This window comes from Mesorhizobium sp. RSR565B, assembly GCF_054719465.1.
The window spans coordinates 1,294,498-1,321,067 of record NZ_JBTTIE010000001.1 but is presented as its reverse complement, the minus strand read 5'-3'; the positions used below and the strand labels follow the sequence as shown (position 1 = coordinate 1,321,067).

Here is a 26,570-nt window from a genome sequence, read left to right as displayed (position 1 = left end):
AACGTCCTCCACCGTCTGCCGGGACTGCTTTGCGTGAAATCAGGGTGCCCAGAACACCTCTACCGGGATGGGTGCCGCTTCGAGCACTTTGCGGATGGGCTTTTTCGCGCCCGGTCCCATCGCATCGTCGAAGGCGGTGCGCTTGTCCTCGCCTTCTATATGCAGCGCGATGAAGCCGGCGTCGACGATCCGCGCCAGCGGCAGCGTCAACCGGGGTTCGCCGGCGCTTGCCGCGTGAACCGGCAGCACGATCCTTGATGAGGCTGGGTCGAGCAAATCGCCGAGATTCTCGGCGTCGGGAAAGAACGAGGCGGTGTGGCCGTCGCCGCCCATGCCGAGCACGACGACATCGAGGGGCCAGGGCAGAGCCTTCAGCGCCGCATCGTCGGCCGCCGCGGCGGTCTCGATGCTTGCCGCCTCATGGTAGAGCGGCACGAAGTGCGCGGCAGCCGCCTTGTTCTGCAGCAGGTTGGCCGCGACCAGCCCCGCATTCGAGCGCGGCGAGGAGGCCGGCACGAACCGTTCGTCGACCAGCGTCACCGTCACCTTGTTCCAGGCGATCGGAATGGCCGAAAGTGCTGCAAAGAACTTTGCCGGCGTGGTGCCGCCGGAAACGGCAAGCAGGGCCGTGCCGCGCTCGTCGATGGCCTTGGTCAGGCGCGCCGCGACATTGCCGGCAAGGGCTGCCGCCAGGTCCTGGCGCCCGGCAAAGCCGTTCCAGTTATAGACGGGCTCGCTCAACTGCTTTCGTGCCATGTCCGCCCGTCGCGTTCGATCAGCGCAATCGAGGCCGAGGGACCCCATGTGCCGGCCGTATAGCCTTGCGCCTCCTGCCTGGCGCTTTCCCAGGCGTTCTGGATCGGGTCGATCCACTTCCATGCCGCCTCGACCTCGTCGCGGCGCATGAACAGCGTCTGGTTGCCGCGGATAACATCCATGATTAGCCGTTCATAGGCGTCCGGCGCGCGGCCGTCGAAAGATGTTGCAAAGCTCATGTCGAGCGGAATCTGGCGCAGCCGCATGCCGCCCGGGCCTGGATCCTTGATCATGATGAACTGCTTGACGCCTTCGTCGGGCTGCAGCCGGATCACCAGTTGGTTGGCTGAGATCGGCCCGGCGCTGTCGCCGAAGATCGAATGCGGGATCGGCTTGAACTCGATGACGATTTCCGAAACGCGGGTCGCCAGCCTTTTGCCGGTCCTGAGATAGAATGGCACGCCGGCCCAGCGCCAATTGCCGATCTCAGCCTTGATGGCGACGAAAGTCTCGGTGGAGCTGTCTTTGCCAAGTTCCTCGACATAGCCTTTCACCGCGCCGCCTGCAGAGGCGCCGGCGCGGTATTGGCCGCGCACGGTGTGCTTGGGTGCCTCATTGCCGTTGATGCGCTTCAGCGCCCGCAGCACCTTCAGCTTCTCGTCGCGCACGGCATCGGCATCCATCGACGATGGCGCTTCCATGGCAACCAGACAGAGCAGCTGCAGCATGTGGTTCTGCACCATGTCGCGCAGCGCGCCGGCCTTGTCGTAGTAGGTGACGCGGTCTTCAAGACCGACGGTCTCGGCTACCGTGATCTGCACATGGTCGATATGGGCAGAATTCCAAAGCGGCTCATAGAGCGCGTTGGCAAAGCGCAGCGCCATCAGATTCTGCACCGTCTCCTTTCCGAGATAGTGGTCGATGCGGAAGATCTGGCTTTCGTGGAAGTCGTCTCCAACCACGTCGTTGAGCTTGCGCGCCGAATCGAGGTCGCGGCCGATCGGCTTCTCCAGCACGATGCGTGAATTCGGCGTGATGAGATTGTGGGCTTTCAGCTGGTGCGAGATGTCGCCGAACAGCGCCGGCGCCACCGCCAGATAGAAAGCGCGGATGCGGTCGCTTTCGCCGATCGCCTTTTTCAGCTTGTCGAAGCCGGCACCCGTCGTCGCGTCGGCCGATACGTAGGACAGCCGGGCAAGAAATGTCTTGAGTTCCTCGGCGTCGATGTCGGCCGGCTTCACATGCTGGGAAATCGCCTGCTTGGCGAAAGCCTGGAATTCCTCGTCGCTCATCTTGGAGCGCGAGGTGCCGATGATGCGGGTCGGCTCGGAAAACTGGTGGTCGCGCTGGCGGTGGTAGAGCGAGGGCAGCAGCTTGCGTTCCGACAGGTCGCCGGTGCCGCCGAAAATGATGAAGTCGAAAGGCTCGACGGGAATGATCTGGCTGGTCATGGTCTGTCCGCTTTGACGCCGCTCGCTGTGACGCGGCAGGATATAATCTAATCGATTTAAACTATCCAGTGCCATGGTGTCACATCAAGGCCAAATCACTGCATATTGATTCGCTCCAAATGCGCCTTGACACTGGCTTGCACCCGGAGGCTTTTCGTCAAGCGATGGTCCCGGGGCTTTCGCGCCTGCAACATAAAGCGGGAATGTGACGAAAGCTAATGCGTGTCGCCCAGAAGTGCGAAGCGGTTCTGGGAGACAGACACGCATCAAACAAAAAGGAAAAATGCGCTTGCGAGGTGGGTCTTCAATGAGCGGAAAAAGCATGCGTCTGGAAAACAAGGTTGCCGTCATCACGGGTGCTGCGTCAGGTTTCGGCGAAGGCATGGCCAGGCGCTTTGCCGAAGAGGGCGCCAAGGTCGTCGTCGCCGACCTCAACGCCAAGGGCGCGGAGCGCGTTGCAGCAGAGATCGGCCAGGCCGCGATCTGGACCCAGACCGACGTTTCGCAGCGTTCCGAATTCGACGAGATGGTCTATGCCGCAAAAAGCGCCTTCGGCCGCATCGATATCATGGTCAACAATGCCGGCTACACCCATCGCAATGGCGACATGCTCGACGTCGACGAGGCGACCTTCGACCTGATCACTTCAGTCAACATGAAGGCGATCTACCACGCCGCACTTGCCGTGGTGCCGATCATGGAGCGGCAGGGCGGCGGCGTCATCCTGACCACGGCTTCGACCGCCGGTCTGCGGCCGCGTCCGGGGCTCACCTGGTACAATGCCTCGAAGGGCTGGGCGATCACCGCGACCAAGTCGATGGCGGTCGAACTCGCGCCCAAGAACATCCGCGTGAACTGCCTTTGCCCGGTCGCCGGCGAGACCGGCATGCTGGAGAAATTCATGGGCACTGACACGCCCGAGATCCGCGAGAAATTCCGTGCCTCGATACCGCTCGGCCGTCTGTCGACGCCGCTCGATATCGCCAACGCTGCGCTTTGGCTTGCGTCGGACGAAGCCGCCTTCATCACCGGCGTGGCGCTGGAGGTCGACGGCGGCCGCTGCATTTGAGCAATTCGGGAAGTACCTCGCTGTTCGCAATGCACGGCAGACAGAGCAACGTCGGCAAAAGTTCGCATCGGTGCGCCGGCCGGCCGAGGAACGAACAGTTGACGTCGTCACGCCGGACCCCAGTTTGACTTCTCGATCACCCGAAAGGCATAACGGGATCGTGGATAGTGTTGGCGGGTGATGAAGATCAGGCAGCAGAAAAGTCGCTATGATCTGGGATGGCGGCTGCGGCTTTACCTGGCCACGCGTGCGCGGGCGCGAAGCAAGGCAATTTTCATCGGCGTTACCGGAAGCTCCGGCAAGACGACGGCGGGAAGCCTGCTTGGACACATCCTGGCTGGCCACGGTTCGGTCCACACACAGGTTCTGGCCAACACTATGAAGGTGTTGGTTCGAACGCTTTACAAGCGCCTGAGGAAGGCCGGCAAAGTCGATTACGTCGTTTTCGAAGCCGGCGCTTCCGACTTCGGCACGATCAGCGCCATGGCGCAGATGCTGAAGCCGAGTGTGGCGGTGGTTACGATGATCCGTCTGGAGCATTTCGGCAAGTTCAGGACTCTGGAAGCTGTGGCGGGAGAGAAGCGGGCGCTGGTCGAGGCACTCCAACCCGATGGACTTGCGGTTCTCAATTGCGATGACCCACTGGTGATCGGCATGGCGTCTGGCGCGAAATGCCGGATTGCGACCTTCGGCCAGTCCGGCGAGGCAGACTACCGCGTGAGTGACGTGCATGCCGCGTATCCGGAATTGCTGCGGTTCACCCTTCATTGGCGCAGTGGCAGCCTGAATATTCAAGCGCCTTTTCCCGGCGAGCAATTCTGGCTGCCGACTGCAGCGGCTGTTGCCGCCGCCTTGGAACTTGGCGTCCCGCCAGAGCAAGTCGTAGCGAGAACGGCATCGTTTGCACCACTGCCCAACCGCTCTACGGTGCAAGAGGTATCAGCGGGTCCGAAATTCCTGGTCGATACGGCCAAAGCGCCCTGGCATTCGCTCAACATTGCCCTGGAGATGATCGCAAAGGCCAAGGTCGCTCGCAAGCGCATTGTGCTTGGGCAGATATCCGACTTCGCCGGCTCGCCGAGGAAATACGGCAGTGCATACAAGATCGCGCGCGAAATCGCCGATGAGGTCATCTACACGGGCGACAATGCGCATCGCTCGCGCGCCAGCCAGGCCGACCGCGACAGCGGCCGGTTCATTGAGCTTCGCAGTCCCAAGGAAGTTTCGGATCACATCAAACAGACGGCGGTCCCAGGAGAACTGATTCTGCTGAAAAGTTCGTCTAACCTTCATCTGGAAAGGATCGCGCTCGCCTGGACGCACGATGTGAAATGCTGGACCCCGCTATGCGGCAAGTCCGAAAGCTGCCAAATGTGCGGCCTCTATGAGGTGCCGTTCGAGGAACACCGGGATTTCCTGGTGAAGCGCCAACTTGCTCGCAGAAGACACCGTTTCAGATGGCTGCTCGGCGGCTGACCAGATCTGGCGGCTTCGTCTGTGTCTCAAGCTCCGGTCTTGATGTAGCTCTTGTAGATCCAGCCGCGCTTGCCGTTGTAGACGATCTGGCACCATTTCTTGCAACTCATCACCTGCACCGATGACTTGGCGGGCACGGTGCCGATGGCGGCGGCGTTTTTCTGCGGACCGCTGCGCATTGTCACTGTCCTGAGGATGCGTCCGGTGCCGGCTGCAGCAGCCACCTTCTGTGGCTTGGCCTTGGTCTGGGTATCGTTCGTTGCGGCGGAAGATTGCTCGTCTGGAAGTTGCGGTTTTGGCGTCGGTATGGCGGCGGTTTCCGCGTCGTCGTCATTGGCGGCAGCAGCGACCTTTGACAGCTGCGTCGTGGCGTCGCCCTGGGCCGCCGGTTCTTCGAATGCCGCGGCATCGGACGGTTTGGCGGCAGCCTGCTCGGCAGGCGCCTGATCGGATGGCGTCGCGGCAGGGTCGCTGTTGGATTGCGCCGCAGTCCAGCGCGGATCGTTGGCCGACAGCGGCGGCATCGCAGCCCCACCCACAGCGACCGTCGATGAAACCGCGTCGCCCTTGCGCGCGGCTTGTGGCGCCGCTACCGCGGTAGCCGTCGCCGCGACCGGGGCAATCTTGGTCGTCTTGACCGGAAAAGTCGGAACGTTCTGCTGTGTGCTGGCGATCGCTTGCCGGTCGTTGGCCGGCAATGCCAGCCAAAGCGCTATGCCCGCCACACCAAGCAGCGCTGCGGTGCCGACCGCGGCGATCACCAGATGCGAATTCGTGCGCACCCCCTGCCAGAAGGAGGGCCGCATGTCATAACCGAATTGCATGGCGAAGCGCCGACGTTCCGGCGCGCCGAAACTGAAGGGCTCGTTCACTCTTGCCACCTCCAAAAGATGAGCCGGTGTTCTTTCGATCGGCGCCGGCAGCCCGGCATTCGATCGGCATCGGTCCCAACAACAAAGCGGGCAGGCCCGCAGAAATCCCCGTTCAATCGCCCAGAACCGGCATCCTTTGCCCTTGATTGTGGCATCAGTGCGCCCTCAGGGGAATTGTGCGCTCTTGTTAAGGATTCTGCAACGTCTCGCTGCGGCAACCAACAGCTCAATAGAAACAGCTCAGTACCAGCCACGGCTGATATGAGATACTTTCCCTATATTCGGTCCCTCAGGGCAAACCAGTTCAGTGCCAAGAACAATAATGGCGTTCTAAATCGCCGGCCGCCGGGAAAAGCCGGGATGTTCAGGTCCTCGATCAGCTTCAGTCTGTCGCGGTTGCCGGCGACGGTCTGGGCATAGAGCTTGCCGAAGAAGTTCGACAGCATCACGCCGTGGCCGGAATAGCCTCCGGCCGAGATCACATTGGGCATCACCTCGCGCACGAACGGTTTCCTGGGCATGGTGATGCCGACATAGCCGCCCCAGCCATGGGTGATCTCGACATCGCTCAGTTCCGGATAAAGCTCGGCTATCTGCCGGCGGATATGGACATGGATGTCCTTCGGATCGTTGACGCCATAGACCTCGCGCCCGCCGAACAGCAGCCTTCCATCCCTGGATTTGCGGAAATAACGCACGACGAAACGCGAATCGTCGACCGCCTCGCCGCCCGGCAGCACTTTCGAATCGACGCCCAGCGGCACCGTCGCGCCGATGAAGGAACCGATGGGCATGATGTGCGCGGCACTCACCGGCTCGAGCGTGCCGCCATAGGCATTTACACCGATCAGGCATTTCTGGGCGGTGATGGTTCCTCTCGAAGTCGTCACCCTGACCTTGCCGCCGCTGGAGGTAACACCGGTCGATAGTGTCTGCTCGAACAGGTGCGCGCCGGCCGCTGCCGCGACCTTTGCCGTGCCGATCACCAGTTTCATCGGGTGGATGTGTCCGGTGCCGGTGTCGCGGGTGCCGCCGAAGTAGCGTGTGGAGCCCAGCCGTTCGGCCGTTTCCCTGGCATCCATGAAGGCGATGTGCGGATAATTGAAGCGGCCCGCCATGATCTCGGCATGCGCCTTGTAGTCGTCGAGATAACGCGGCTTGTGCGCCACGGACAACTGGCCGGGCATATAGTCGATGTCGATCTGGTTGACGGCGGCGAATTCGAGCAGGTGCGCTTTCGCCTCCTCGGCAAGGTCGAACAGCGCCTTGGCGCGGGAGAAGCCGTATTCGGCCTCCATCTCTTCGGCCCAGGCGCGCTGGCCCGTGCCGAGTTGGCCGCCATTGCGCCCTGAAGCGCCGTCGCCGAAGCGATGCGCCTCGATCAGAACGACGTCGGCTCCCGCCTTGGCCAAATGAGCGGCCGCCGACAGCCCGGTGAAGCCACCGCCGACGACGACGACGTCGCAGCTGCGGTCGCCGTCCAGGGCAGGGTACTCAGGGCTTGGTCCGGCTGTGTCTTCGTACCAGGAGCGACCGGGGGAGATAGGTGATTGGTAAGGCATGGGGACACCAGCCAATGGTGAATGGTGAATGGCTGCGAGACGCACGACGTCTGCGCTCATCCATCCAATATGAAACTACTCACCATTCACTATTCACCATTCACACGACGAAGTCGCCGCTCACACGTTGAGCAACAGATACTCCCGCTCCCACGGGCTGATCACTTCCATGAAGGTCTCGAACTCCGCCCGCTTGATCGCTGCATAGGTTGCGGCAAAGGACTTGCCCAAAAGGGCGCACAGCTCCTCGTCGCCCTCAAACAGGTCGACGGCTTCGAGCAGGCCGCGCGGCAGGTCGATCTCATCGGCGTTTGCGGTGGTCAGCACCGGAGGCTCGGCCTTGATCTTGTTGGTGATGCCGATCAGCCCGCAGGCAAGTGAGGCCGCCAGCGCCAGATAGGGGTTGGCGTCGGAAGACGGGATGCGGTTTTCGACACGCCGCGCCGCCGGATCCGAGCGCGGCACGCGGAACGCCGTGGTGCGGTTGTCATAGCCCCATTTGTTGTTGACCGGCGCCGAGGCCGACTGCGTCAGCCGGCGGTAGGAATTGACGTAAGGGGCAAACATCACCAGCGCGTTCGGCACATGCTTCTGCATGCCGCCGATGAAATGGAAGAAGTCGTCGGTTTCCGAGCCGTCCTTCGCCGAAAAGATATTCAGCCCGGTCTTCTTGTCGATGATCGACTGGTGGATGTGCATGGCAGAACCTGGCTGGCCCTGGATCGGCTTGGCCATGAAGGTGGCATAGATCTCATGCTTGAGCGCTGCCTCGCGGATGGTGCGTTTGAACATGAACACCTGGTCGGCGAGCTCGACCGGATCGCCGTGACGCAGATTGATCTCGAGCTGGCCGGCGCCTTCCTCGTGGATCAGCGTGTCGATCTCCAGGCCCTGGCTTTCGGAGAAATGGTAGATGTCGTCGATCAGTTCGTCGAACTCGTTGACGCCGGCGATCGAATAGCCGGCGCCGCCGCCGATTGCCCGTCCGGAACGCCCGACGGGTGGGGTCAACGGATAATCCGGGTCGGGGTTCTTGCGCACCAGATAGAATTCGATCTCGGGCGCCACCACCGGCTTCAGCCCGCGCTTGTCATAGGCTGCTACCACGCGCTTCAGGACGTTGCGCGGCGTGAACTCGACCGAACGGCCATCCTGATGGACGAGGTCGCAGATGACGGCGGCCGTCGGGTCTTCTTCCCACGGCACGACGGTCAACGTCGACAGATCCGGCATAAGCTTCAGGTCGCCATCATCCTCCGGATAGTGGAAACCGTTGCCATCCTCGGGATAGCCGCCCGAAATCGTCGTCATGAACACTGCCGATGGCAGCGCCAGCGAGGTGTTGGAAGTGAATTTCTTCGACGGCATCATCTTGCCGCGCGCGACGCCAGCCTGATCAGGCGTGATGCATTCTATGTCTTCGATGCCGCGCCATTCCAGCCAAGCGCTGACTTCCTTCCAGTTCTTCACGCCGCGTTGATTTTTCACGAAGGCAGGCGTTCGGACGCGTCCTCCGCGGGTCGACGGACGGACTTCCTTTTTCGCAGGCGGCATCATTCACCAGTTTGGGTTGCAATTATCACAGTATAGCTGTTGCCGGTGATGGAAGGGAAGGGGAGCCGGCCCGATAGGTGCGGCAACGAGGCTGGACGGCCTCTGTCAGACGGCCTTGCCGGGCAGCGCATTTGCATCCAGCCATCTGCGCAAGGCACCGGCATAGAGCCTGCGCCATCCGCTTTGCGGCGCGGTCAGGAACCAGGATTGGCTGAGGTCCCAGCTGTCTGCGCACAGATCCCTGAGCCTTGTGTTGATGATGCCTTTGCCGGATAGCGGATAGACCGAGAATTCGGAAAAGAAGATCGCGCCGTCGATTTCGTAGAAATCGCAACGCATGTGATCGAACGGCACGGTCAGCCGCTCGGCGATGGCAAGCATGCGCGGGAAGGATGCCGGCAGGTCGATCCGGACCCACTGGGGGCCGCTGCCTGGCGGTGGCGGCGCATAGGTTCCGTCCCGGTCGAAATGACATTTCTGTTCGTTGCCGTGCTCATCCCGACGTGCGGCATAGACATAGGCCGTCGTCCCGTTGGACACGTGGAATTTGTACTCCAAAGCGACAGGCTGACTGTCCTGAAGGAGCATCTCTTCCACAAGGATGCGCCTGCTGGCGTACTTGTAGCCCCATTCGCCGAATTTCCTGCCGTAGCGACGGCGCATCCAGCGAGCTGTACGCCGGCGCAGCCTGGCTCTGTCCACCTCACCGTTGCGCACCATCATGTTCCAGCGGCAGCCATGATTGGCCTTCACCATGACATTGCCGGCAAGAACCTCCGCCGGAATCTTTGTTGCGTCTTCCCCGGACCATAGGACCTCGGCAGTCTTTAGTTCGGGGCAGGTGGACAAAGCGTAGGTTTTCGAGGCGAGCTTGTCGCAAGCTGTCGTGAAAAACGGATTGTGATCGAAAAGCTTTCGCCACAGGAACTTGTCTGCATAGGAAGCCGGTCTCGCCGGATCCGGCAGCATGCCGCTATGGTCGAATGTGCGTTTGCAAATCATGGGATGGCGCACCAGGCACCATGCCCGCGCCAGGGCGAGGATCACTCGATCGCTCTTTCCAAGAGCCGACACGATCAGCCCAGCTGCCGGGTCGAAGATGAACCGTCTCGTCGGGCGACGAACACGTCTCTGGTCATGTTTCGCGAGATGCTCGTGCGGCCGATGACCTCTAGCCGAGGGTCAAGTGTGCGTTCCGCATTTTCAGCCCAAAGCCTGCCTAGCGAAACAGGCTCCCACAAAACGATCTGCACAGTCTCGGCCGCGGTATCGGCGATACGAGACACGACAGCTGCCTTAGGCGAAACCATGCTCGCGACATAGACAACCTGAGCGTCGCTGTAATCATAATCGCATCCGTCGCACAGCTCGGCCCGCATGCGCGCATAGCTGAGCTTGGCGGCGAGCCTGTTTGCCGTTTCGACGGCTTCGGGAACGATGTCGAGGCCGATGATCTCAGGGACAGTTGTCTGGTCGTGAATACGGAACATGGTGAACGGTCGCCCGCCGCAGCCGACCATGACAGCGCGGCGGCAATTATTGAAATCGACATGATCGAAGACTTCGTCGAGGCGGTTATAGGCATCCTTTGATGACAGCACGCCGATGCTTGTTTTCCCCGCTGCGATCTGTCTGAACGATGCCGGACCGCTCAGGTCCTGATCCAGCATCTGCCTGATCTCGGCGGCATCTTGCGCCTGCACCATCTTGCCGAATGCGGCGGTCAGCGCCGGTCGGTGCGAAAGGATCTCCGGGTAGGTTTCAAGCAACGCCTCGCCGGTATCGTGTCCCATGGCGATGCCAAGATCTCGGATGGCATTTATGAGTTCGGTCGGAGCGCGACCTGGCAAGGAGCTCAGAATTTGCTCCAGTTCACGCTTCCAGGCGCCCAATTCCGGCATTGTTGCCCACCATTCCCCTTGCCGTAGCTAGCAGTGCGCGGCGACAACGTCTACATCACTGCCTTCACTTGAAACGGGACAGTCGACCATGCCCCTGACCACCATCGGCTTCGACGCCGACGACACGCTGTGGCAGAACGAACAGTTCTTCCGCCTGACCGAGAAGCACTTTGCAGCCCTGCTCGCCGATCATGGCGAGGCCGAGCACATCTCGGCACGGCTGCTCGAGGCCGAGAAGCGCAACCTTGCCGTCTACGGCTTCGGCATCAAGGGCTTTACCTTGTCGATGATCGAGACGGCCATCGAAGTGACCGAGGGCCGTGTGCCGGCCTCGACGATCGCCGAAATCCTTGCCGCCGGCCGCGACATGCTCGGCCATCCTGTCGAGGCGCTGCCGCATGCGCGCGAGACAGTCGAAAAGCTCGCCGGCACCTACCATCTGGTGCTGATCACCAAGGGCGATCTGTTCGACCAGGAGCGCAAGCTGGCGGCGTCCGGCCTTGGCGACCTGTTCGATGCCGTCGAGATCGTCAGCGACAAGAGCGCCGCCACCTATGCCAGGATCTTTGGCCGCCACGGCAGCCCGCAGGACAGCATGATGGTCGGCAATTCGCTCAAGTCGGACGTGGTGCCGGCCATCGAGGCCGGCAGCTGGGGTGTGTACGTCCCGCACGAACTGACCTGGGTGCTCGAACATGTCGAACCGCCGGTGGCAGCACCGCGCTTCCGCCAGATTGTCGATCTTGGCGAACTGCCGGCTTTGATCGAGAGCATCGGCAAGGAAGGCTGACCGCCCCGCACGCGTTCGGGCGGATTGCGATCAGCCGCGCCCGAGACTGATCAGCCGGTCGACCACCGGCTGCAGCCTTTCGGTGGTGATCGGCTTGGTTACCACCACATCGACCACGCTCGACAGGCCCAGGCTGTCGGGCGTGCCGGTCTTGGTTGAAAGCAGGATCACCTTGGGGAGCGACCGCCCAGATGTCCGCCGCAAGGCGTCGATGGCCGCCATCAGCGCGCGGCAGTCCTCGTTGTCGGGGCCGCCATCGAGAACGACGGCGCCCGGAATGAGGGTTCGCAATGTCTTGGCCGCCATTTCGGGCGACTCGGAGATCGGCTTCAGTCCGGACTTCTCGACGATCTTCGACACCACCACCCGGTTGATCGGCGATTTTCCAACGACCAGCACGTGGGAGAAATCCGTTGATATCTCGGAGTTCGCGTCCCTGCTTGACGAATTCAGATGTTTGGCGGTGTCGGTCTCGCGGTTCACAGGGCACATGGGCGGGGCGGGCACTCGGCGCTGCTTCAATGCAGGGTTGAAATCCGAGAGCCAATTGGCGTGAGATCGCCCGCCATGTCAAGCTGAAATGACGGGCCTGCGAAATATAGCCGGAAATATTAAACCCCGGAGACAAGGTCTGTTTTCGAACTGTAGTTAAGTTTACGCTCAAAAGCAAAAGTCACCCGCGCTGAAAACCCGCGGGTGACGTTGAAATCGGCCAGTGAGCGGCGGGGTCCATAGGTTCCACAAGCACAAAGCTTCCGTTAGGGAAGATCAGCCGTGACTCTTCTGCGTGACGATCACCGGGATCAGCAGGTCGCCCCAATTGCCGTCGCCGCCATGATGCCGGGCCGAGCGCACCAGTTCCACCGAGACGCCGGCCTCCACTGCCTTCATCACCGATTGATTGAGCCGGTGCAGGTCGTTGGCCAGCATGCGGATTGTCGCCTGTTGGTCGACACTCATCGTGGTGGACTGCTCTTCTGCACGTTCCTTGACGCGGCTTATCGATGCCATTTTCTTCTCCCTTGCCCTTCGGGCGTTTCCTCTGTTGGTTATGTCGATCGGTTCATTCCGCTGCCGGCTTGAACTGGACGTGCTCGGTCGATTCATGCATGGCGGTGGTCGACGACTGGCCGCCGCTGATTGCCATCGACACGGCGTCGAAATAGCCGGTGCCGACCTCGCGCTGGTGCTTGGTCGCGGTGTAGCCGTGGACTTCGGCCGCGAACTCGGCTTCCTGCAACTCGGAATAGGCCGCCATCTGCCGCGCCTTGTAGCCGCGGGCCAGCTCGAACATGCCGAAATTGAGCTGGTGGAACCCGGCCAATGTGATGAACTGGAACTTGTAGCCCATGGCGCCGAGCTCGCGCTGGAACTTGGCGATCGTCGCGTCGTCGAGGTTCTTCTTCCAGTTGAACGACGGCGAGCAATTATAGGCGAGCAGCTTGCCCGGATGATGCCTGCGCACGCCTTCGGCGAATTTCTTGGCCTGCGCCAGATCGGGCTTGGATGTTTCGCACCAGATCAGGTCGGCATGCGGCGCATAGGCAACGGCGCGCGCGATGCACGGTTCGATGCCGTTCCTGACCTGGTAGAAGCCTTCAACCGTGCGGCCGGCATCGTAGTCGACGAAAGGCTGGTCGCGCTCGTCAATGTCGGAGGTCAGAAGCTTTGCCGCTTCCGCATCGGTGCGTGCCACGACTAGCGTCGGCGTGCCCATCACGTCGGCCGCCAGACGCGCCGCGTTGAGGTTGCGGATATGCGCGGCGGTCGGGATCAGCACTTTGCCGCCGAGATGGCCGCACTTCTTCTCAGAGGCCAGCTGGTCCTCATAGTGGACGCCGGCAGCGCCCGCCTCGATGAACGCCTTCATGATCTCGAAGGCGTTGAGCGGTCCGCCGAAGCCGGCCTCGGCATCGGCGACGATCGGCGCGAACCATGTGTCGACCGACAGGCCGTTGCCTTCCGAGGTCTCGATCTGATCGGCGCGCTGCAGCGTGCGGTTGATGCGCTTGACCAGTTCGGGCGCCGCATTGGCGGGATAGAGCGACTGGTCCGGATACATGGCCGACGCGGTGTTGGCGTCGGCGGCGACCTGCCAGCCCGAGAGATAGATTGCCTTCAGCCCGGCACGCACCTGCTGCATCGCCTGGTTGCCCGACATGGCGCCGAGTGCATTGACGAAGTCTTCCTCGTGGATGAGCTTCCACAGCCGGTTGGCGCCCATTTCGGCAAGACTCTGGCGTATCTGGACCGACCCGCGCAGCCGCTTCACATCGTCCGGCGAATAGGCTCGTTCGATGCCGTCGAAGCGGCCTTCGGGCGCGGATGGGACAAGATTGTAAAAATCAGTCATTGGTCACTCCAGATCAATCGATGCCAGTGTCTTGAAACGCCGCGCCCTGGGATGGTGTGCGTCGTCTGTGTGCGACATCATTTACATTGCGCCGCGACGAGAGCGAGGAAAACCGCAATTTCCGGTAGAAAATAAGAGAAAACCTGTGTTGTGTTTGACTGCTTGCCGCTGTAAGTCTGTCATAATTGTAAAAAGATGGTGCGCCGTTCATCGCTCGCAAGTCGTGTAAATTCCTGTCACGGAAAGCCGATGGCCGACCAGAAGATATTCGCCGGGCCGCGCATCCGCCGCATCCGCATCGCCAAAGGCCTGACCCAGACGGCGATGGCCGAGGGGCTCGGCATCTCGCCGTCCTATCTCAACCTGATCGAGCGCAACCAACGGCCGCTGACGGTGCAACTGATCCTGAAGCTGGCCTCTGTCTACAAGGTCGACCCGCATGAATTGCAGGGTGAGGCGAGAGGGTCGATCTCGGCCTTGAAGGAAGTGTTCGGCGACCCGCTGCTTGCCGGTGAGCTGCCGGGCGACCAGGAACTGATCGAACTGGCCGAGGCAGCCCCCAACGCATCGGCTGCGATGATAAAACTGTTTCGCGCTTACCGCGAGCAGGCCGAGCGGCTGTCCGATCTCAACGAGCTTCTGGCGCGCGAGGGCCGCGCCACGGCGCTGTCCGGTGCGCGGCTGCCGATCGACGAAGTGCACGAGATTTTCGAGCGCCGGCCGAACCATTTTGCAGCACTGGAGGAAGAGGCCGAGGCCTTCACCTCGGTGCTCGACCCCGGCGACGATCTGTTCGGCGCGCTGAAGGCGTGGCTGAAGCGCGAGTATGGCATTGTCGTTAAAGTGCTGCCGGTCGCCACCATGCCGAACTGGCGCCGCCGTTATGACCGTCATTCGCAGCGTCTTTTTCTATCGGAGCGGCTGTCGCCGTTCGACCAGTTGCGCGAAGTCGCCATGGAGGCCTGCCTGATCCGCATGACGGTCGCGATCGCCGGCGAAATTCAGGCGCTGAAGCTCGGTACGGACGAAGCCCGCCGGCTCGCCCGCTTCGAGTTCGGCCGCTACGCCGCCAATGCCTTGATGATGCCCTATCAGGCCTTTCATGCCGCCGCCGTGCGGGCTCGTTACGATATCGATGTGCTGCGCTCGCGTTTCGGCGTCTCCTTCGAACAGGCGGCGAACCGCCTGACCATGCTGCAGCGTCCTGGCTTGTCCGGGGTCCCGTTCTTCATGCTCGAGGTCGACAATGCCGGCAACCGCTTCCGCAAGGCCGGCGGCCAGGGCTTTCCGCAAAGCCGCTTTGGCGGCGGCTGCCCGAAACTGCCGGTCCATGCCGCTTTCGCTTCGCCTGGCCAAATCCTGGTGGAGGCGGTGGAAATGCCCGACGGCGCCGAGTTCCTCTGCATCGCACGCACGCTCGAAGGGCCGCAGGGTTCGTTCTCCGAGCGTCCGCGCCGCACCGCGCTGCTGTTGGGCTGCGATATCGGCTTTCGCGACGAGATCGTCTATGGCGCCGGGCTGCCGGCAAAGGCCGGACAGGGCGCCGCCACGCCGGTCGGTCCCGCTTGCCGGCTGTGCGAACGCATCGGCTGCCTCGCCCGCGCCGAGCCGCCGGTGACCCGTCCGCTGGGCCTCGACGAGATGGTGACGGGCCTGAGCGCTTTCGATTTCCAGTGATGCTTCTCGGGCTTGAGGTCGCGGAAGACTGCAGCTGTTTGCGCTAATCAATACAGCGCGGCCCGAACCATCGCCGAACCAAATATTGATTAAGCATCGGCGCTGCGCTATCGAAGGTGAGCTGCAGGGCAGCCAAGGGGGGACGGCTTATGAACAGGAAAGCTTTGTGGCTTGGCGTGGCGCTTGCCCTTTTGGCGGGGCCTGTTCTGGCAGAAAAATCCTCGGAATTCTTCAAGGACTATCAACAGTATAGTGACGACGGCAAGGCATTCCTGGACAAAATCGATCCAAAGACCGGCGCGGTCGACCTTCCCGAAGGCATCCATCTCGATCTCAAGGACAAGTTCTATTTTCTGGGCAAGAAGGACGCGACGTCCGTCCTGACCGAGGCCTGGGGCAATCCGCCTGATACCGCGTCCGAAGCAATCGGCATGATCTTCCCGGCCAAGTACGAGCCCATCGCCGGCAACGGTTGGGGCATCGAATTGCGCTATGAAAAGATCGGCCATGTCGATGACGCCGACGCCGCATCCATCGACTACACCGAACTGCTGAGCAGCATGCAGGCGGACACATTGTCGGCCAACGATCAGCGGGTAAAGGACGGCTTTCCCCCGATCAAGCTAATCGGCTGGGCCTCGCCGCCGGTCTATGATTTCGTCCACAAGCGGCTGCACTGGGCCAAGGAACTGCAGTTCGGAGACGATACCGTCCACACGCTCAATTACGACGTCCGTTTCCTCGGCCGGGAAGGCGTCTTCGTGATGAGCTACATCGCTACGGTTGAACAATTGCCGGAGATCAAGCAGAGCCTGGACGAAGTGCTGGGCGTGGCGGACTTCAACACCGGCAAGAAATACACCGATTTTCTGCCCGGCACCGACACGGTCGCCGCGGTTGGCATTGGCGGCCTCATCGCCGGAAAACTCGCGGCAAAGGCCGGCCTGATTGCGGTCGCGGTCATCGCCCTGAAAAAGTTCGGCATTCTGCTGCTGGTACCGTTGGCCGGTCTTTGGCGCTTTATCCGCGGCAACAAGGGCACGTCCTAGAAACGGCGGTGTTTGCCCGTATGGCTGCCGGTTGGCGGTGCGCCAAAGGGAATGCCGGGCTGGATCACGTCCGGCGGTAGCCTATGCGCTAGGCGAATACGGCACGTTTCTGTCGTCCATTGTGCATCATGCCGCCCCGAGATAGCCGACAGTCGCACCCCATGACCGATACCGCATCTTCTCCAATCGCCGCACCGCCGATCGTCTCGCCTCGCGAAGAGCGGGTCGGCTTGCTGCTGGTGTTCCTGTCGGCGCTGATGTGGAGCTTTGGCGGCACCATCGCCCGCTTCATCGACACCGCTGACAGTTGGACCGTGGTGTTCTGGCGATCGCTGTGGGCGGCTGTGTTCCTGATTTGCTTCATGGCCTGGCGCGACGGCTGGCGCGGCATGTTGCGGCTGTTTCGCGACATGGGCCTGCCCGGCCTTGCCGTGGCCGTCTGTTTCGCCACGGCGTCGACGTGCTTCGTTGTCGCGCTCGCCTACACCACCGTTGCCAATATCCTGTTGATGCAGGCCGGTGTGCCGCTGCTGGCGGCATTGCTTGCCTGGGTGCTGTTTCGCGAACGCGTCGCCATCGCGACCTGGGTGGCGATCGCCGCCGTCATCGCCGGCGTCGCCATCATGGTGTCGGAATCGCTCGACGGCGCCGTATCGCCCCTCGGCGACGGGCTGTCGCTGCTTATCGCCGTCATGTTCTCGATCGCTACTGTTATCACCCGGCGCTTCGCCCATGTGCGCATGACGCCGGCGACGTGCCTCGGCACGATGCTGGCAGCGGCTTTCGCCGCATCGCAAGCCACGCAGTTTGCCACGTCGGCCCACGACATGGCTTTCCTGTTTGCCTTCGGCGTCATTAATCTCGGCCTGGGCCTTGCCTTCTTCGCCACCGGCGCGAGGCTGGTTCCGGCGGCGATCGCAGCACTCCTCGGCACGTTCGAGCCGATCCTCGGACCGATCTGGGTCTGGCTCGTTCATGGCGAGGTGCCCTCGGTGCGCACCATCATCGGCGGCGCGGTGGTGGTCGCCGCGCTGCTCGTCCATATCGCGCTTGAATTCAAGCGCCAGGCGAGGCCTGCACGGCCGGGGACCACCGGCCTGCCATCGCCTAATTGACCTGCCTTTCCCTTAGTTGAGCCCGTCTTCCCTAATTACGCCCGTCTTTCCCCAATTAGCGAAGCCGCACGTCCTATTGACCGAGCTTCCCCGCGCGGGCCATTGACAACCTTGCTGCGGCACGGGCAGGCTGGGGGCACGGCAACAACAAGACAGGCTTATCTTGCCAAGTGTCCCCGCCGGTCGGACCAAGACCGGACCACAGCGTCGTATCCCTGCCCGCGCCACGGCGAAAGCCTCTGACGGCGTCAGCGCGCCCGCCATGCGGGCACACAGAGCCATGATCTGCCGCTTGTCGAACCGCCCGGATGGCGCCGGCAGTTCACGCTTGTGGCTGCCCGGAAAGCTCAATACTCTGAAGCAAATGCCCAATCGCGCTCGAACAGCGACGACTTGGCGAAGGAACACTCATCAAAGGAGAACAGCATGATCCGCAAAGCGCTCTGGCTTTCGGCAACCTCGGCATTTCTGACGCTTTTCGCCGTCGGCGGCCATGCCGAGGATCGCGTCGTCAACGTCTTCAACTGGTCGGATTACATCGACAGTTCGATCATTGACGACTTCACCAAGGAGACCGGCATCAAGGTCGTCTACGACACCTTCGATTCCAATGAAATCCTCGAAACCAAGCTGCTTGCCGGCGGCAGCGGCTATGACGTCGTCGTGCCCAGCGGCAACTTCCTGGCCCGCCAGATCCAGGCCGGCGTGTTCCAGAAGCTCGACAAGTCGAAGCTGCCCAACATTTCCAACATGTGGGACACGGTTTCGGAGCGCACCGCCAAATACGATCCGGGCAACGAATATTCGATCAACTACATGTGGGGCACGGTCGGCATCGGCTACAACATCAAGAAGGTGAAGGCAGCACTCGGCACCGACAAGATCGACAGCTGGGATGTGTTCTTCAATCCCGACAGCCTGGCCAAGCTGAAGGACTGCGGCGTCTATGTGCTGGACTCGCCGGCCGACATCATCCCGGCGGCGCTCAAATATCTCGGCCTCGATCCGAACAGCACCTCACCTGACGACATCGCCAAGGCCGAGGAGACGTTGCTGAAGGTGCGGCCGTATATCCGCAAATTCCATTCGTCCGAATACATCAACGCGCTCGCCAACGGCGATATTTGCCTGGCGGTCGGCTGGTCGGGTGACGTCTTCCAGGCGCGCAACCGCGCGGTCGAGGCCAAGCAAGGCGTCGAGATCGGCTATTCCGTGCCCAAGGAAGGCGCCCAGATGTGGTTCGACCAGATGGCGATTCCCGCCGATGCGCCGCATGCCGCCGAGGCACTCGAATTTCTCAACTACATGATGAAGCCGGAAGTGATCGCCAAGTCGTCCAACTATGTGCTGTACGCCAACGGCAACAAGGCTTCGCAGCAGTTCGTCGACAAGGCACTGTTGGATGACCCGGCTGTCTATCCGGACGCCGAGACCCTGAAGAAACTCTATACGGTCCAGCCCTACGATCCCAAGACCCAGCGCCTGATCACGCGCAGCTGGACCAAGATCGTCACCGGCCAGTAAGCAATGCGACATGGTCCCGGCAGTCATCTGCCGGGACCATTCTTCTCTGGGGCAAGAAGCAAAAAAACAGGACGGAGTGGGACATGAAATCGCTTGGCAGCATCCGCAGGGATTTCGCGCCATGGAACGACCCGAACGCCAAGCCATATATTCAATTCGAGAATGTCACCAAGAAGTTCGGTGACTTCACCGCCGTCAACAATCTGTCGCTGACCATTTTCGAGCGCGAGTTCTTCGCCCTGCTCGGCGCGTCGGGCTGCGGAAAGTCGACGTTGCTGCGGATGCTTGCCGGCTTCGAGGAGCCCACCGCCGGCCGTATCCTTCTCGACGGCCAGGACTTGCGCGGCATCCCGCCCTACCGCCGCCCGGTCAACATGATGTTCCAGTCCTATGCGCTGTTCCCGCATATGAGCGTGGAAAAGAACATTGCCTTCGGCCTCAAGCAGGAAGGCATGCCGGGACCGGATATCGAAAAGCGCGTCGCCGAGATGCTGAAGCTGGTGAAGCTAGAGCAGTTCGCCAAGCGCAAGCCGCACCAATTGTCGGGCGGCCAGCGCCAGCGCGTCGCACTCGCCCGCTCGGTCGCCAAGCGGCCGAAAGTGCTGCTGCTCGACGAACCGCTCGGCGCGCTCGACAAGAAGCTGCGCGAGGAAACGCAGTTCGAGCTGATGGACCTGCAGCAAAATCTCGGGCTCACTTTCGTCGTCGTCACCCACGACCAGGAAGAGGCGATGACCATGGCCGACCGCATCGCCATCATCGACAAGGGCGAGGTGATGCAGGTGGCGACGCCGGCGGAAGTCTATGAAGCCCCCAGTTCGCGCTTCGTTGCCCACTTCGTCGGCAATGTGAACATGTTCGAGGGCAAGGTCGGCGAGCGCGGGGCAAACACCACGCGCATCACCGGCGCGACAGGGGCCCAGATCGTCGTCGAGAACAGCACGGACACAAAGGCCGGTTCCGACATCGTCTTCGCCATCAGGCCGGAGAAGATCAAGGTCACGTCGAAGAAGCCGGCCGACGCCGTTAATGCGCTTGAGGGCGAGGTCTACGACGTTGCCTATCTCGGCGACATGACCGTCTACCACATCCGGCTGGATGACGGGCAGATCATCAGGGCAAGCGCGCTCAACGCGGCGCGAGTCACCGAGGACCCGCTGACCTGGAACGACCGCGCCTGGGTCTCCTTCCGGCCGGATGCCGGCGTCGTGCTGACACGGTAGGGGGCGGCCATGTCCAACATTGCACTCACCGACGCCGGTCCATCGGCCGCGGCCAAACCGTTCCTGACGCGGCTCGGTGCCGGCTTCGTCAGCCGGCTCGTCATCATCGTGCCTTATCTCTGGCTGCTGTTCTTCTTCTTCATCCCGTTCATCATCGTCTTCAAGATTTCGCTGTCGCAGTCGGCGATCGCCATGCCGCCCTACACGCCGGCGCTCGATTTCAGGGACGGCATGTCCGGGTTCTTTGTCCGCTTCCGCGAACTCAGCGTCGACAATTATGTCTGGCTAACGCAGGACGCGCTTTACTTCAAAGCCTACGTGACCAGCGTTATCATCGCTGCTGTCTCGACGATCCTGACCTTGCTCGTCGGCTTCCCGATCGCCTACGGCATGGCCCGCGCGCCGGCGACGATCCGTCCGACCTTGCTGATGCTGGTAATCCTGCCGTTCTGGACGTCGTTCCTGATCCGCGTCTACGCCTGGATCGGCATCCTCAAGCCCGAGGGGCTGCTCAATCAACTGCTGCTGTCGCTGAACATCATCGATCAGCCGCTGATCATCCTCAACACCTACACGGCGATCTTCATAGGCATCGTCTATTCCTATCTGCCATTCATGGTGCTGCCGCTCTATTCGTCGCTGGAAAAAATGGATTACTCGCTGATCGAGGCGGCAAAGGATCTCGGCTGCCCGCCGACAGCCGCCTTCTGGAAGATCACCTTTCCGCTGTCGCTGCCCGGGGTCATCGCCGGCTGCCTGCTGGTGTTCATCCCGGCCGTTGGCGAGTTCGTCATTCCCGACCTGCTCGGCGGGTCGCAGACGCTGATGATCGGCAAGACCTTGTGGAATGAATTCTTCGCCAACCGTGACTGGCCGGTGTCGTCTGCCGTCGCCGTTATCCTGCTGCTGCTCCTGATCGTGCCGATCATGCTCTTCCAGCAGGCTCAGGCACGCGCCCAGGAGCAAGACAAATGAACGCCACCTGGAGCCGCTTCAACGTCACCTCGGTCGTGCTGGGCTTTGCCTTTCTCTATCTGCCGATCGTGCTGCTCATCGTCTTCTCCTTCAACGAGTCGAAGCTGGTCACCGTCTGGGGCGGCTTCTCGACCAAATGGTATGCCTCGCTGTTCCACAATCAGGGGCTGATGGACGCCACCTGGGTGACCGCGCGTGTGGCTGTCATCTCCGCCACTGTGGCAACCGTGCTCGGCACGCTGGCGGCACTGACCTTGACCCGCTACACCCGCTTCCGCGGCCGCATCCTGTTTTCCGGCATGGTGTTTGCGCCGCTGGTCATGCCGGAAGTCATCACCGGCCTGTCGCTGCTGCTGCTGTTCGTTGCCGTCGGTCTCGACCGTGGCTTCCTGACCGTGACGCTTGCTCACATCACCTTGACCATGTGCTTCGTGGCCGTCGTCGTGCAGTCGCGCCTGGTGTCGTTCGATCGTTCGCTGGAAGAAGCTGCCTTGGACCTCGGCGCAACGCCGGTAAAGACCTTCTTTCAGATCACGCTGCCGGTCATCATGCCGGCCATCGTCTCCGGCTGGATGCTGGCCTTCACCCTGTCGCTTGACGACCTGGTCATCGCCTCCTTCACCTCCGGGCCTGGCGCCACCACGCTGCCGATGAAGATCTACAGCCAGGTGCGTCTCGGCGTGACGCCGGAAATCAACGCCGCCTGCACCATCCTGATCGCCGTCGTGGCGGTAGGCGTCATCATCGCTTCGGTCGCCAACAAGCGGCGTGAGGTGCAGCGCCAGCTCGACGAACAGGCCGCGCAGCGCGGTTGATTGCGTCAAACGAGGGATAGGGCGGTTCCGGTAAGGGACCGCCTATTCGCCTGAGACGCCGCGGCTGATCGGCGAGATGAACGGCGTGCTCCAGGTGCCGCCGACGAAGAATGACGACTGGTTGGATCCCTGCTGGCCATTGACCGGTGCCGCTGCCGGGTCGGCCTGGGTGACACCCCCCGAAAGCGCCAGCCCGCGTCCGCCGTAAGAGGCGATGCCGGACAGCCAGACCTTGTATTTCGCCGAATTGGCCTCGGCCTTGTCCAGCCTTGCCACACCCTTCGAGATGGTGGCCTTGAGCTCGGCGCCGTCCATCGGCAGTGTCCCGTCCGAGACGTCGTCGAGCGCGAAGAAGCCGCCCTGTTCCGTGTGCTTCAGAAATGCCGGCAAATTGAGCCCGCTCAGCGCGCCAGGCCCGAACGTCGCAGAGACCGAGCCGTCCGCGTTCTCGAAGATCGAGTCCCAGGATTTGCCCGGCCCTTTGAGAATGACCGAGACAGTGCCGGTGCTGGCCGGCACCAGCCGCGTCATTCCGGCCGCGGTGCCGAAAGCGGCGCCGTCAATGTCGGAGGCGAGCAGCCGGATCTCGACCTGCGAGCCCTCCGGTTTGCGGTCGAAACGCAGGCTGCTCTGCACGTTGCCGCCAAAGGCCGACGCATCGGAGATATCGAAGACGGCAAGCCCGTTCTTGACCTGCGCCGTGGCGGCGACGTCGGCAAGTTGGATTGCGCCGGCCGAGGCATGCGCCGCTGACAGCCTCAGATCGAGATTGATCCGGTCGGCGAAGCTGGTGTCGATTTCGCCGGGACCGGTCTCGCCGGTCGGAGCCAGCGGCGTGAAGGCCGAAAACAGCGACCTGAGGTCGAGCGTATCGAAGGCGAGTGTGCCTGATATCACCGGCAAGGCGTCGCCGAACGAAAAATCCAGCGCCCCCATTCCCGGGTTGTTGTCGAGCGTCACCGCGGTGTTTTCGAATTTGACGCGGCCGGCGGTCGCCGTGATCTTGCTCGAAATCGAGACCGAACCGATCGCCGTACCAGGAGCAATGCCGGCCTGCGACCATTCCAGCACGCGCCGCAGCGAGGGCGCGGCGAATTTCGCCTGGCCATCGAAATAGGCGTTTTGCGACATGCTGGCCGTGCCGTCGAACGAGAAGCTGGCCGGCGCTGCCTTGAACGAAAACGTGACCGGTGCGGCGCCGCCGGCAAACAGCACCAGCGGCTTGGGCGAGGCGGCATCGACGGTGACGCTCTCGCCGCGCCAGATTCCGGTCGCCGACAAGGTCGCGTTGCTGTTCATCGCTGCCCAGCTCGCCTGGCCGGACAGGCTGGTCAGCAATTCGACGTCCTTGCCGCCGACGGAGGCGACCATACGGCCGTCCCTGAATTCCACGGTGCCGAACGGATCGGCGGGCAGCTTGCTCAGATCCGGCTTCGTCGGATCGGCGTTGACCACGCCGCGCGCCGTGTCGATGGAGCGGGTGATGCGTCCGCCCGTTGGTATGGCGGGCAGGAATATGCCGTTTGCGGCGCGCTGGACCCGGATCGTCGGCCGCACCAGCCGCGCCGTCGAAAACACCACATCGCCCTGCAGCGCCGCCATGGCCGAAAGGTCGACCTCGACCCGTTCGGCCTCGATCACCGGCGGCGCGTCGGTCTCGGTCCACTGCGACAGCGTGACGTCGCTCAATATGGCGCGGAACTTCGGCCACACCTCGATGCGCGGCGAACCGGCGATGGTGACCCTGAAACCGCTCCACGCGCTCATTTCCCAGGCGATGCGATCGCGCACGATCCGGGTCGAGGCAAACAGCGGCAGAGCGGCGACGACCAGCGCGATGACGAGCACGGCAACGCCGATCGCCCATATTCCGCGCCGGATCAAAGGTGATGGCATATTGCCCCGGTTGCTTTCATTCCGATAACGCCTGACGGGTGTAACCGCCAGTCGTCACCACGCCTTCCAGTCGTCACTACGACTTAGGGCTGAGGCATTTCAAGTCTTTATGGCCCGGCGATGGCAATTGCGCACACATGGCCGAGTTTAGCGGAACAAAATCTTGCTCTGCCGCACGGTGGTAGGCATAAGCGATGCAGCTTCAGCCTGCTACGAGGCGCGGCGTTTTTGGGACAGCGGCGCCTGTAAAGCTGAGGCTAGTGCATGTCGCCCGGAAGAGTGCAGCGGTTCCGGGACAACGACGTGCATCAAAACAAAAGCATATCTATCTTGCGACGCGACGGGCTTCAAGGAGGATCGATCATGGCTGCCGAAGCACCGCTCTGGACCCCGACGCAAGAGCAGATCGACGCAGCACCACTGACCGCGTTCATGAAGGCAGCAGCGGCCAAAAGCGGCACATCCTTCACCTCCTACGCCGAACTGCACCGCTGGTCGGTCGAGGATCGCGAAGGCTTCTGGAGCCTGCTGTGGGACTTTTGCGGCATTGTCGGCGACAAAGGGACTGATGGGACGGTGCTCGTCGATGGCGACAAGATGCCCGGCGCATCGTTCTTTCCCGATGCGACGCTGAACTTCGCCGAGAACCTGCTGAAGAAGACCGGTTCCGGTGACGCGATCGTCTTTCGCGGCGAGGGCAAGATCGAGCGGCGGCTGTCGTGGAACGAACTGCACCAGCTAACTTCGCGCTTTCAGCAGCTTTTCCTGTCGCTCAAGGTAAAAAAGGGCGACCGCATCGCGGCGATGATGCCCAACATGCCGGAAACCGTCGCCGCCATGCTGGGGGCCGCCTCGATCGGCGCGGTCTGGTCGTCCTGTTCCCCCGATTTCGGCGAGCAGGGCGTGCTCGACCGTTTCGGCCAGATCGAGCCGGTCATATTCATTGCGCCGGACGGCTATTGGTACAATGGCAAGGCAATCGAGGTAGCCGACAAGATCGCTGCCGTTGCGGCGAAGCTCGAAACCGTCCGCAAGGTCCTGATCGTCGACTATCTCGGTACCTCGCGCGATATCGCAGCGATCATCGACAAGGCCGTGGCGCTCGAAGAGGCGCTGTTACCCTTTACCGCCAAAGCGGTCACGTTCGAGCGGCTGCCGTTCGCGCACCCGCTCTACATCCTGTTCTCGTCAGGTACCACCGGCATTCCCAAATGCATCGTCCATTCGGCCGGCGGCACGCTGGTCCAGCATGTCAAGGAACACCGGCTGCATGCCGGACTCATCGAAGGCGACCGCTTCTTCTACTTCACCACCTGCGGCTGGATGATGTGGAACTGGCTGGTGTCGGGCCTGGCCTCGGGCGCCACGCTGCTGCTCTATGACGGCTCACCCTTCCACCCCGACGGCAATGTGCTGTTCAGCTTCGCCGATGCCGAGAAGATGACCTTTTTCGGCACCTCAGCCAAATTCATCGATTCCGTGCGCAAGGCCGGGCTCAAGCCTATCCGCAGCCATGATCTGTCGAGTGTGCGGGCGATTTCCTCGACCGGCTCACCGTTGTCGCCGGAGGATTTCCGCTTCGTCTTTGACGGCATCAAGAAGGACGTACATCTGGCCTCGGTTTCCGGCGGCACCGACATCGTCTCCTGTTTCGTGCTCGGCGTACCGACGCAACCGGTCTGGACCGGCGAGATCCAGGGTCCCGGCCTCGGCCTTGCTGTCGATGTATGGGACGATGACGGCAAGCCGATCCGCGAGCAAAAGGGTGAGCTGGTCTGCACAAAAGCGTTCCCGTCGATGCCGATCGGCTTCTGGAACGATCCTGAGGGCAAGAAATACCAGGCCGCCTATTTCGAGCGCTTCGACAATGTCTGGTGCCACGGCGACTTCGCCGAATGGACCGCGCATGGCGGCATGATCATCCACGGCCGTTCCGACGCGACGCTCAATCCGGGCGGTGTGCGCATCGGCACGGCGGAGATCTACAATCAGGTCGAACAGATGCCGGAGATCCTTGAGGCGCTGTGCATCGGTCAGGATTTCGACAATGACGTCCGCGTCGTGCTGTTCGTGCGGCTGGCCGCCGGCGTGACGCTGGACGAGGATCTGGAAAAGCGCATTCGTTCCAAGATCCGCAGCGGCGCCAGCCCGCGCCACGTGCCGGCAAAGATCGTCGCCGTCAGCGACATTCCGCGCACCAAATCGGGCAAGATCACCGAGCTTGCAGTGCGCGACGTGGTGCATGGCCGCGCCATCAAGAACAAGGAAGCGTTGGCCAATCCAGAGGCGCTGGAGCTGTTCAGGAACCTGCCGCAGCTGGCTGAGTGACGCGGCCGGGATGGTTAACCAGATATGTCGGTCGAATTTACCTAGATTTCATGAGTGGTACACATTCGTAAATTTTTTGGACGGCCGGTAAGGAGTTGTTAAGGCCCGGCGTCGATAGTCGCACGTAACTTGAGGGAGAAATCCCGTTCCTCGTCCCCTGAGGATCAGATTCGCTCAAGCCCCC

At 62.0% G+C, this 26,570-nt stretch carries 22 protein-coding genes; 11 read left to right on the top strand and 11 right to left on the bottom strand.

What is annotated here, in order from left to right; translation table 11 throughout:
- Positions 1 to 39 precede the first annotated feature (39 nt).
- Complete coding sequence (gene pgl / locus ACYG9R_RS06405; protein WP_023823671.1) at positions 40 to 756, bottom strand: 6-phosphogluconolactonase; 717 nt, start codon at positions 754 to 756, stop codon at positions 40 to 42.
- Positions 738 to 2,207 (bottom strand): glucose-6-phosphate dehydrogenase, encoded by a 1,470-nt coding sequence (gene zwf / locus ACYG9R_RS06400; RefSeq protein WP_023701815.1) that lies wholly within the window; start codon positions 2,205 to 2,207, stop codon positions 738 to 740. Before zwf ends, pgl begins: the two co-directional genes overlap by 19 nt.
- Positions 2,208 to 2,529: 322 nt before the next feature.
- Between zwf and ACYG9R_RS06395 the strand changes: the two genes are divergently transcribed.
- Both ACYG9R_RS06395 and ACYG9R_RS06390 read left to right on the top strand, forming a co-directional pair.
- Positions 2,530 to 3,276, top strand: a complete 747-nt coding sequence (locus ACYG9R_RS06395; protein ID WP_027049416.1) for an SDR family oxidoreductase — start codon at positions 2,530 to 2,532, stop codon at positions 3,274 to 3,276.
- Positions 3,277 to 3,456: 180 nt separating this feature from the next.
- On the top strand, positions 3,457 to 4,752 hold the full coding sequence (locus tag ACYG9R_RS06390; RefSeq protein ID WP_031193252.1) for a Mur ligase family protein: 1,296 nt from the start codon (positions 3,457 to 3,459) through the stop codon (positions 4,750 to 4,752).
- 26 nt (positions 4,753 to 4,778) lie between these two features.
- Here ACYG9R_RS06390 and ACYG9R_RS06385 read toward each other — a convergent pair whose 3' ends face one another.
- From ACYG9R_RS06385 to ACYG9R_RS06365, 5 genes are all read right to left on the bottom strand, one after another.
- A complete protein-coding gene (locus ACYG9R_RS06385; protein WP_023692384.1) occupies positions 4,779 to 5,624 on the bottom strand; it encodes an SH3 domain-containing protein in 846 nt (281 codons plus the stop codon).
- A 275-nt stretch (positions 5,625 to 5,899) separates the two neighbouring features.
- Positions 5,900 to 7,186: an NAD(P)/FAD-dependent oxidoreductase gene (locus tag ACYG9R_RS06380; RefSeq protein ID WP_023823670.1), complete on the bottom strand. Its 1,287-nt coding sequence runs from the start codon at positions 7,184 to 7,186 to the stop codon at positions 5,900 to 5,902.
- 120 nt (positions 7,187 to 7,306) lie between these two features.
- Positions 7,307 to 8,743, bottom strand: coding sequence for a glutamine synthetase family protein (locus ACYG9R_RS06375; protein WP_023669313.1), 1,437 nt, complete (start codon positions 8,741 to 8,743; stop codon positions 7,307 to 7,309).
- Positions 8,744 to 8,845: 102 nt separating this feature from the next.
- The gene (locus ACYG9R_RS06370; RefSeq protein ID WP_023832755.1) at positions 8,846 to 9,787 is read right to left on the bottom strand and encodes an ATP-grasp fold amidoligase family protein; all 942 of its coding nucleotides are present in this window, start codon (positions 9,785 to 9,787) and stop codon (positions 8,846 to 8,848) included.
- A gap of 29 nt (positions 9,788 to 9,816) precedes the next feature.
- Positions 9,817 to 10,641, bottom strand: a complete 825-nt coding sequence (locus tag ACYG9R_RS06365) for a class I SAM-dependent methyltransferase (RefSeq protein ID WP_023711778.1) — start codon at positions 10,639 to 10,641, stop codon at positions 9,817 to 9,819.
- Between the two features lie 88 nt (positions 10,642 to 10,729).
- Between ACYG9R_RS06365 and ACYG9R_RS06360 the strand changes: the two genes are divergently transcribed.
- Positions 10,730 to 11,431: an HAD family hydrolase gene (locus ACYG9R_RS06360; protein WP_031199286.1), complete on the top strand. Its 702-nt coding sequence runs from the start codon at positions 10,730 to 10,732 to the stop codon at positions 11,429 to 11,431.
- A gap of 30 nt (positions 11,432 to 11,461) precedes the next feature.
- Here the strand turns inward: ACYG9R_RS06360 and ACYG9R_RS06355 are convergent, their stop codons facing one another.
- The 3 genes from ACYG9R_RS06355 to aceA form a co-directional block, all read right to left on the bottom strand.
- Positions 11,462 to 11,923, bottom strand: coding sequence for a response regulator (locus ACYG9R_RS06355; protein ID WP_023669317.1), 462 nt, complete (start codon positions 11,921 to 11,923; stop codon positions 11,462 to 11,464).
- Between the two features lie 276 nt (positions 11,924 to 12,199).
- The gene (locus tag ACYG9R_RS06350; RefSeq protein ID WP_023669318.1) at positions 12,200 to 12,442 is read right to left on the bottom strand and encodes an SMc00767 family acetate metabolism repressor; all 243 of its coding nucleotides are present in this window, start codon (positions 12,440 to 12,442) and stop codon (positions 12,200 to 12,202) included.
- A gap of 52 nt (positions 12,443 to 12,494) precedes the next feature.
- Complete coding sequence (gene aceA / locus ACYG9R_RS06345; RefSeq protein ID WP_023689327.1) at positions 12,495 to 13,784, bottom strand: isocitrate lyase; 1,290 nt, start codon at positions 13,782 to 13,784, stop codon at positions 12,495 to 12,497.
- A gap of 249 nt (positions 13,785 to 14,033) precedes the next feature.
- Here aceA and ACYG9R_RS06340 point away from each other — a divergent pair, with 249 nt between their 5' ends.
- The 7 genes from ACYG9R_RS06340 (at position 14,034) to ACYG9R_RS06310 (ending at position 22,162) form a co-directional block, all read left to right on the top strand.
- Entirely contained in the window at positions 14,034 to 15,461 is a 1,428-nt protein-coding gene (locus ACYG9R_RS06340; RefSeq protein ID WP_023823669.1) for a helix-turn-helix domain-containing protein, read from the top strand.
- Positions 15,462 to 15,610: 149 nt separating this feature from the next.
- Positions 15,611 to 16,510: a DUF2167 domain-containing protein gene (locus ACYG9R_RS06335; protein ID WP_031199285.1), complete on the top strand. Its 900-nt coding sequence runs from the start codon at positions 15,611 to 15,613 to the stop codon at positions 16,508 to 16,510.
- A 161-nt stretch (positions 16,511 to 16,671) separates the two neighbouring features.
- Positions 16,672 to 17,625 (top strand): DMT family transporter, encoded by a 954-nt coding sequence (locus tag ACYG9R_RS06330; RefSeq protein ID WP_023823668.1) that lies wholly within the window; start codon positions 16,672 to 16,674, stop codon positions 17,623 to 17,625.
- A 426-nt stretch (positions 17,626 to 18,051) separates the two neighbouring features.
- Entirely contained in the window at positions 18,052 to 19,149 is a 1,098-nt protein-coding gene (locus ACYG9R_RS06325; RefSeq protein WP_023681872.1) for a polyamine ABC transporter substrate-binding protein, read from the top strand.
- 83 nt (positions 19,150 to 19,232) lie between these two features.
- A complete protein-coding gene (locus tag ACYG9R_RS06320) occupies positions 19,233 to 20,372 on the top strand; it encodes an ABC transporter ATP-binding protein (RefSeq protein WP_023823667.1) in 1,140 nt (379 codons plus the stop codon).
- A 9-nt stretch (positions 20,373 to 20,381) separates the two neighbouring features.
- Positions 20,382 to 21,347 (top strand): ABC transporter permease subunit, encoded by a 966-nt coding sequence (locus ACYG9R_RS06315; protein ID WP_031199284.1) that lies wholly within the window; start codon positions 20,382 to 20,384, stop codon positions 21,345 to 21,347.
- Positions 21,344 to 22,162 (top strand): ABC transporter permease, encoded by an 819-nt coding sequence (locus tag ACYG9R_RS06310; RefSeq protein WP_023815098.1) that lies wholly within the window; start codon positions 21,344 to 21,346, stop codon positions 22,160 to 22,162. Before ACYG9R_RS06315 ends, ACYG9R_RS06310 begins: the two co-directional genes overlap by 4 nt.
- 42 nt (positions 22,163 to 22,204) lie before the next feature.
- Here the strand turns inward: ACYG9R_RS06310 and ACYG9R_RS06305 are convergent, their stop codons facing one another.
- Positions 22,205 to 24,058 (bottom strand): AsmA family protein, encoded by a 1,854-nt coding sequence (locus ACYG9R_RS06305; protein WP_023753890.1) that lies wholly within the window; start codon positions 24,056 to 24,058, stop codon positions 22,205 to 22,207.
- Between the two features lie 363 nt (positions 24,059 to 24,421).
- On the opposite strand from ACYG9R_RS06305, the gene ACYG9R_RS06300 reads away from it, so the two are divergent.
- Positions 24,422 to 26,386, top strand: coding sequence for an acetoacetate--CoA ligase (locus ACYG9R_RS06300; protein WP_023823665.1), 1,965 nt, complete (start codon positions 24,422 to 24,424; stop codon positions 26,384 to 26,386).
- Positions 26,387 to 26,570 lie beyond the last annotated feature (184 nt).

Coding starts and splice junctions, on each gene's coding strand:
- pgl (WP_023823671.1), bottom strand. CDS start 756: ATGGCACGAAAGCAGTTGAGCGAGCCCGTCTATAACTGGAACGGCTTT.
- zwf (WP_023701815.1), bottom strand. CDS start 2,207: ATGACCAGCCAGATCATTCCCGTCGAGCCTTTCGACTTCATCATTTTC.
- ACYG9R_RS06395 (WP_027049416.1), top strand. CDS start 2,530: ATGCGTCTGGAAAACAAGGTTGCCGTCATCACGGGTGCTGCGTCAGGT.
- ACYG9R_RS06390 (WP_031193252.1), top strand. CDS start 3,457: ATGAAGATCAGGCAGCAGAAAAGTCGCTATGATCTGGGATGGCGGCTG.
- ACYG9R_RS06380 (WP_023823670.1), bottom strand. CDS start 7,186: ATGCCTTACCAATCACCTATCTCCCCCGGTCGCTCCTGGTACGAAGAC.
- ACYG9R_RS06375 (WP_023669313.1), bottom strand. CDS start 8,743: ATGATGCCGCCTGCGAAAAAGGAAGTCCGTCCGTCGACCCGCGGAGGA.
- ACYG9R_RS06365 (WP_023711778.1), bottom strand. CDS start 10,641: ATGCCGGAATTGGGCGCCTGGAAGCGTGAACTGGAGCAAATTCTGAGC.
- ACYG9R_RS06360 (WP_031199286.1), top strand. CDS start 10,730: ATGCCCCTGACCACCATCGGCTTCGACGCCGACGACACGCTGTGGCAG.
- ACYG9R_RS06355 (WP_023669317.1), bottom strand. CDS start 11,923: ATGTGCCCTGTGAACCGCGAGACCGACACCGCCAAACATCTGAATTCG.
- ACYG9R_RS06350 (WP_023669318.1), bottom strand. CDS start 12,442: ATGGCATCGATAAGCCGCGTCAAGGAACGTGCAGAAGAGCAGTCCACC.
- aceA (WP_023689327.1), bottom strand. CDS start 13,784: ATGACTGATTTTTACAATCTTGTCCCATCCGCGCCCGAAGGCCGCTTC.
- ACYG9R_RS06340 (WP_023823669.1), top strand. CDS start 14,034: ATGGCCGACCAGAAGATATTCGCCGGGCCGCGCATCCGCCGCATCCGC.
- ACYG9R_RS06335 (WP_031199285.1), top strand. CDS start 15,611: ATGAACAGGAAAGCTTTGTGGCTTGGCGTGGCGCTTGCCCTTTTGGCG.
- ACYG9R_RS06330 (WP_023823668.1), top strand. CDS start 16,672: ATGACCGATACCGCATCTTCTCCAATCGCCGCACCGCCGATCGTCTCG.
- ACYG9R_RS06325 (WP_023681872.1), top strand. CDS start 18,052: ATGATCCGCAAAGCGCTCTGGCTTTCGGCAACCTCGGCATTTCTGACG.
- ACYG9R_RS06320 (WP_023823667.1), top strand. CDS start 19,233: ATGAAATCGCTTGGCAGCATCCGCAGGGATTTCGCGCCATGGAACGAC.
- ACYG9R_RS06315 (WP_031199284.1), top strand. CDS start 20,382: ATGTCCAACATTGCACTCACCGACGCCGGTCCATCGGCCGCGGCCAAA.
- ACYG9R_RS06310 (WP_023815098.1), top strand. CDS start 21,344: ATGAACGCCACCTGGAGCCGCTTCAACGTCACCTCGGTCGTGCTGGGC.
- ACYG9R_RS06305 (WP_023753890.1), bottom strand. CDS start 24,058: ATGCCATCACCTTTGATCCGGCGCGGAATATGGGCGATCGGCGTTGCC.
- ACYG9R_RS06300 (WP_023823665.1), top strand. CDS start 24,422: ATGGCTGCCGAAGCACCGCTCTGGACCCCGACGCAAGAGCAGATCGAC.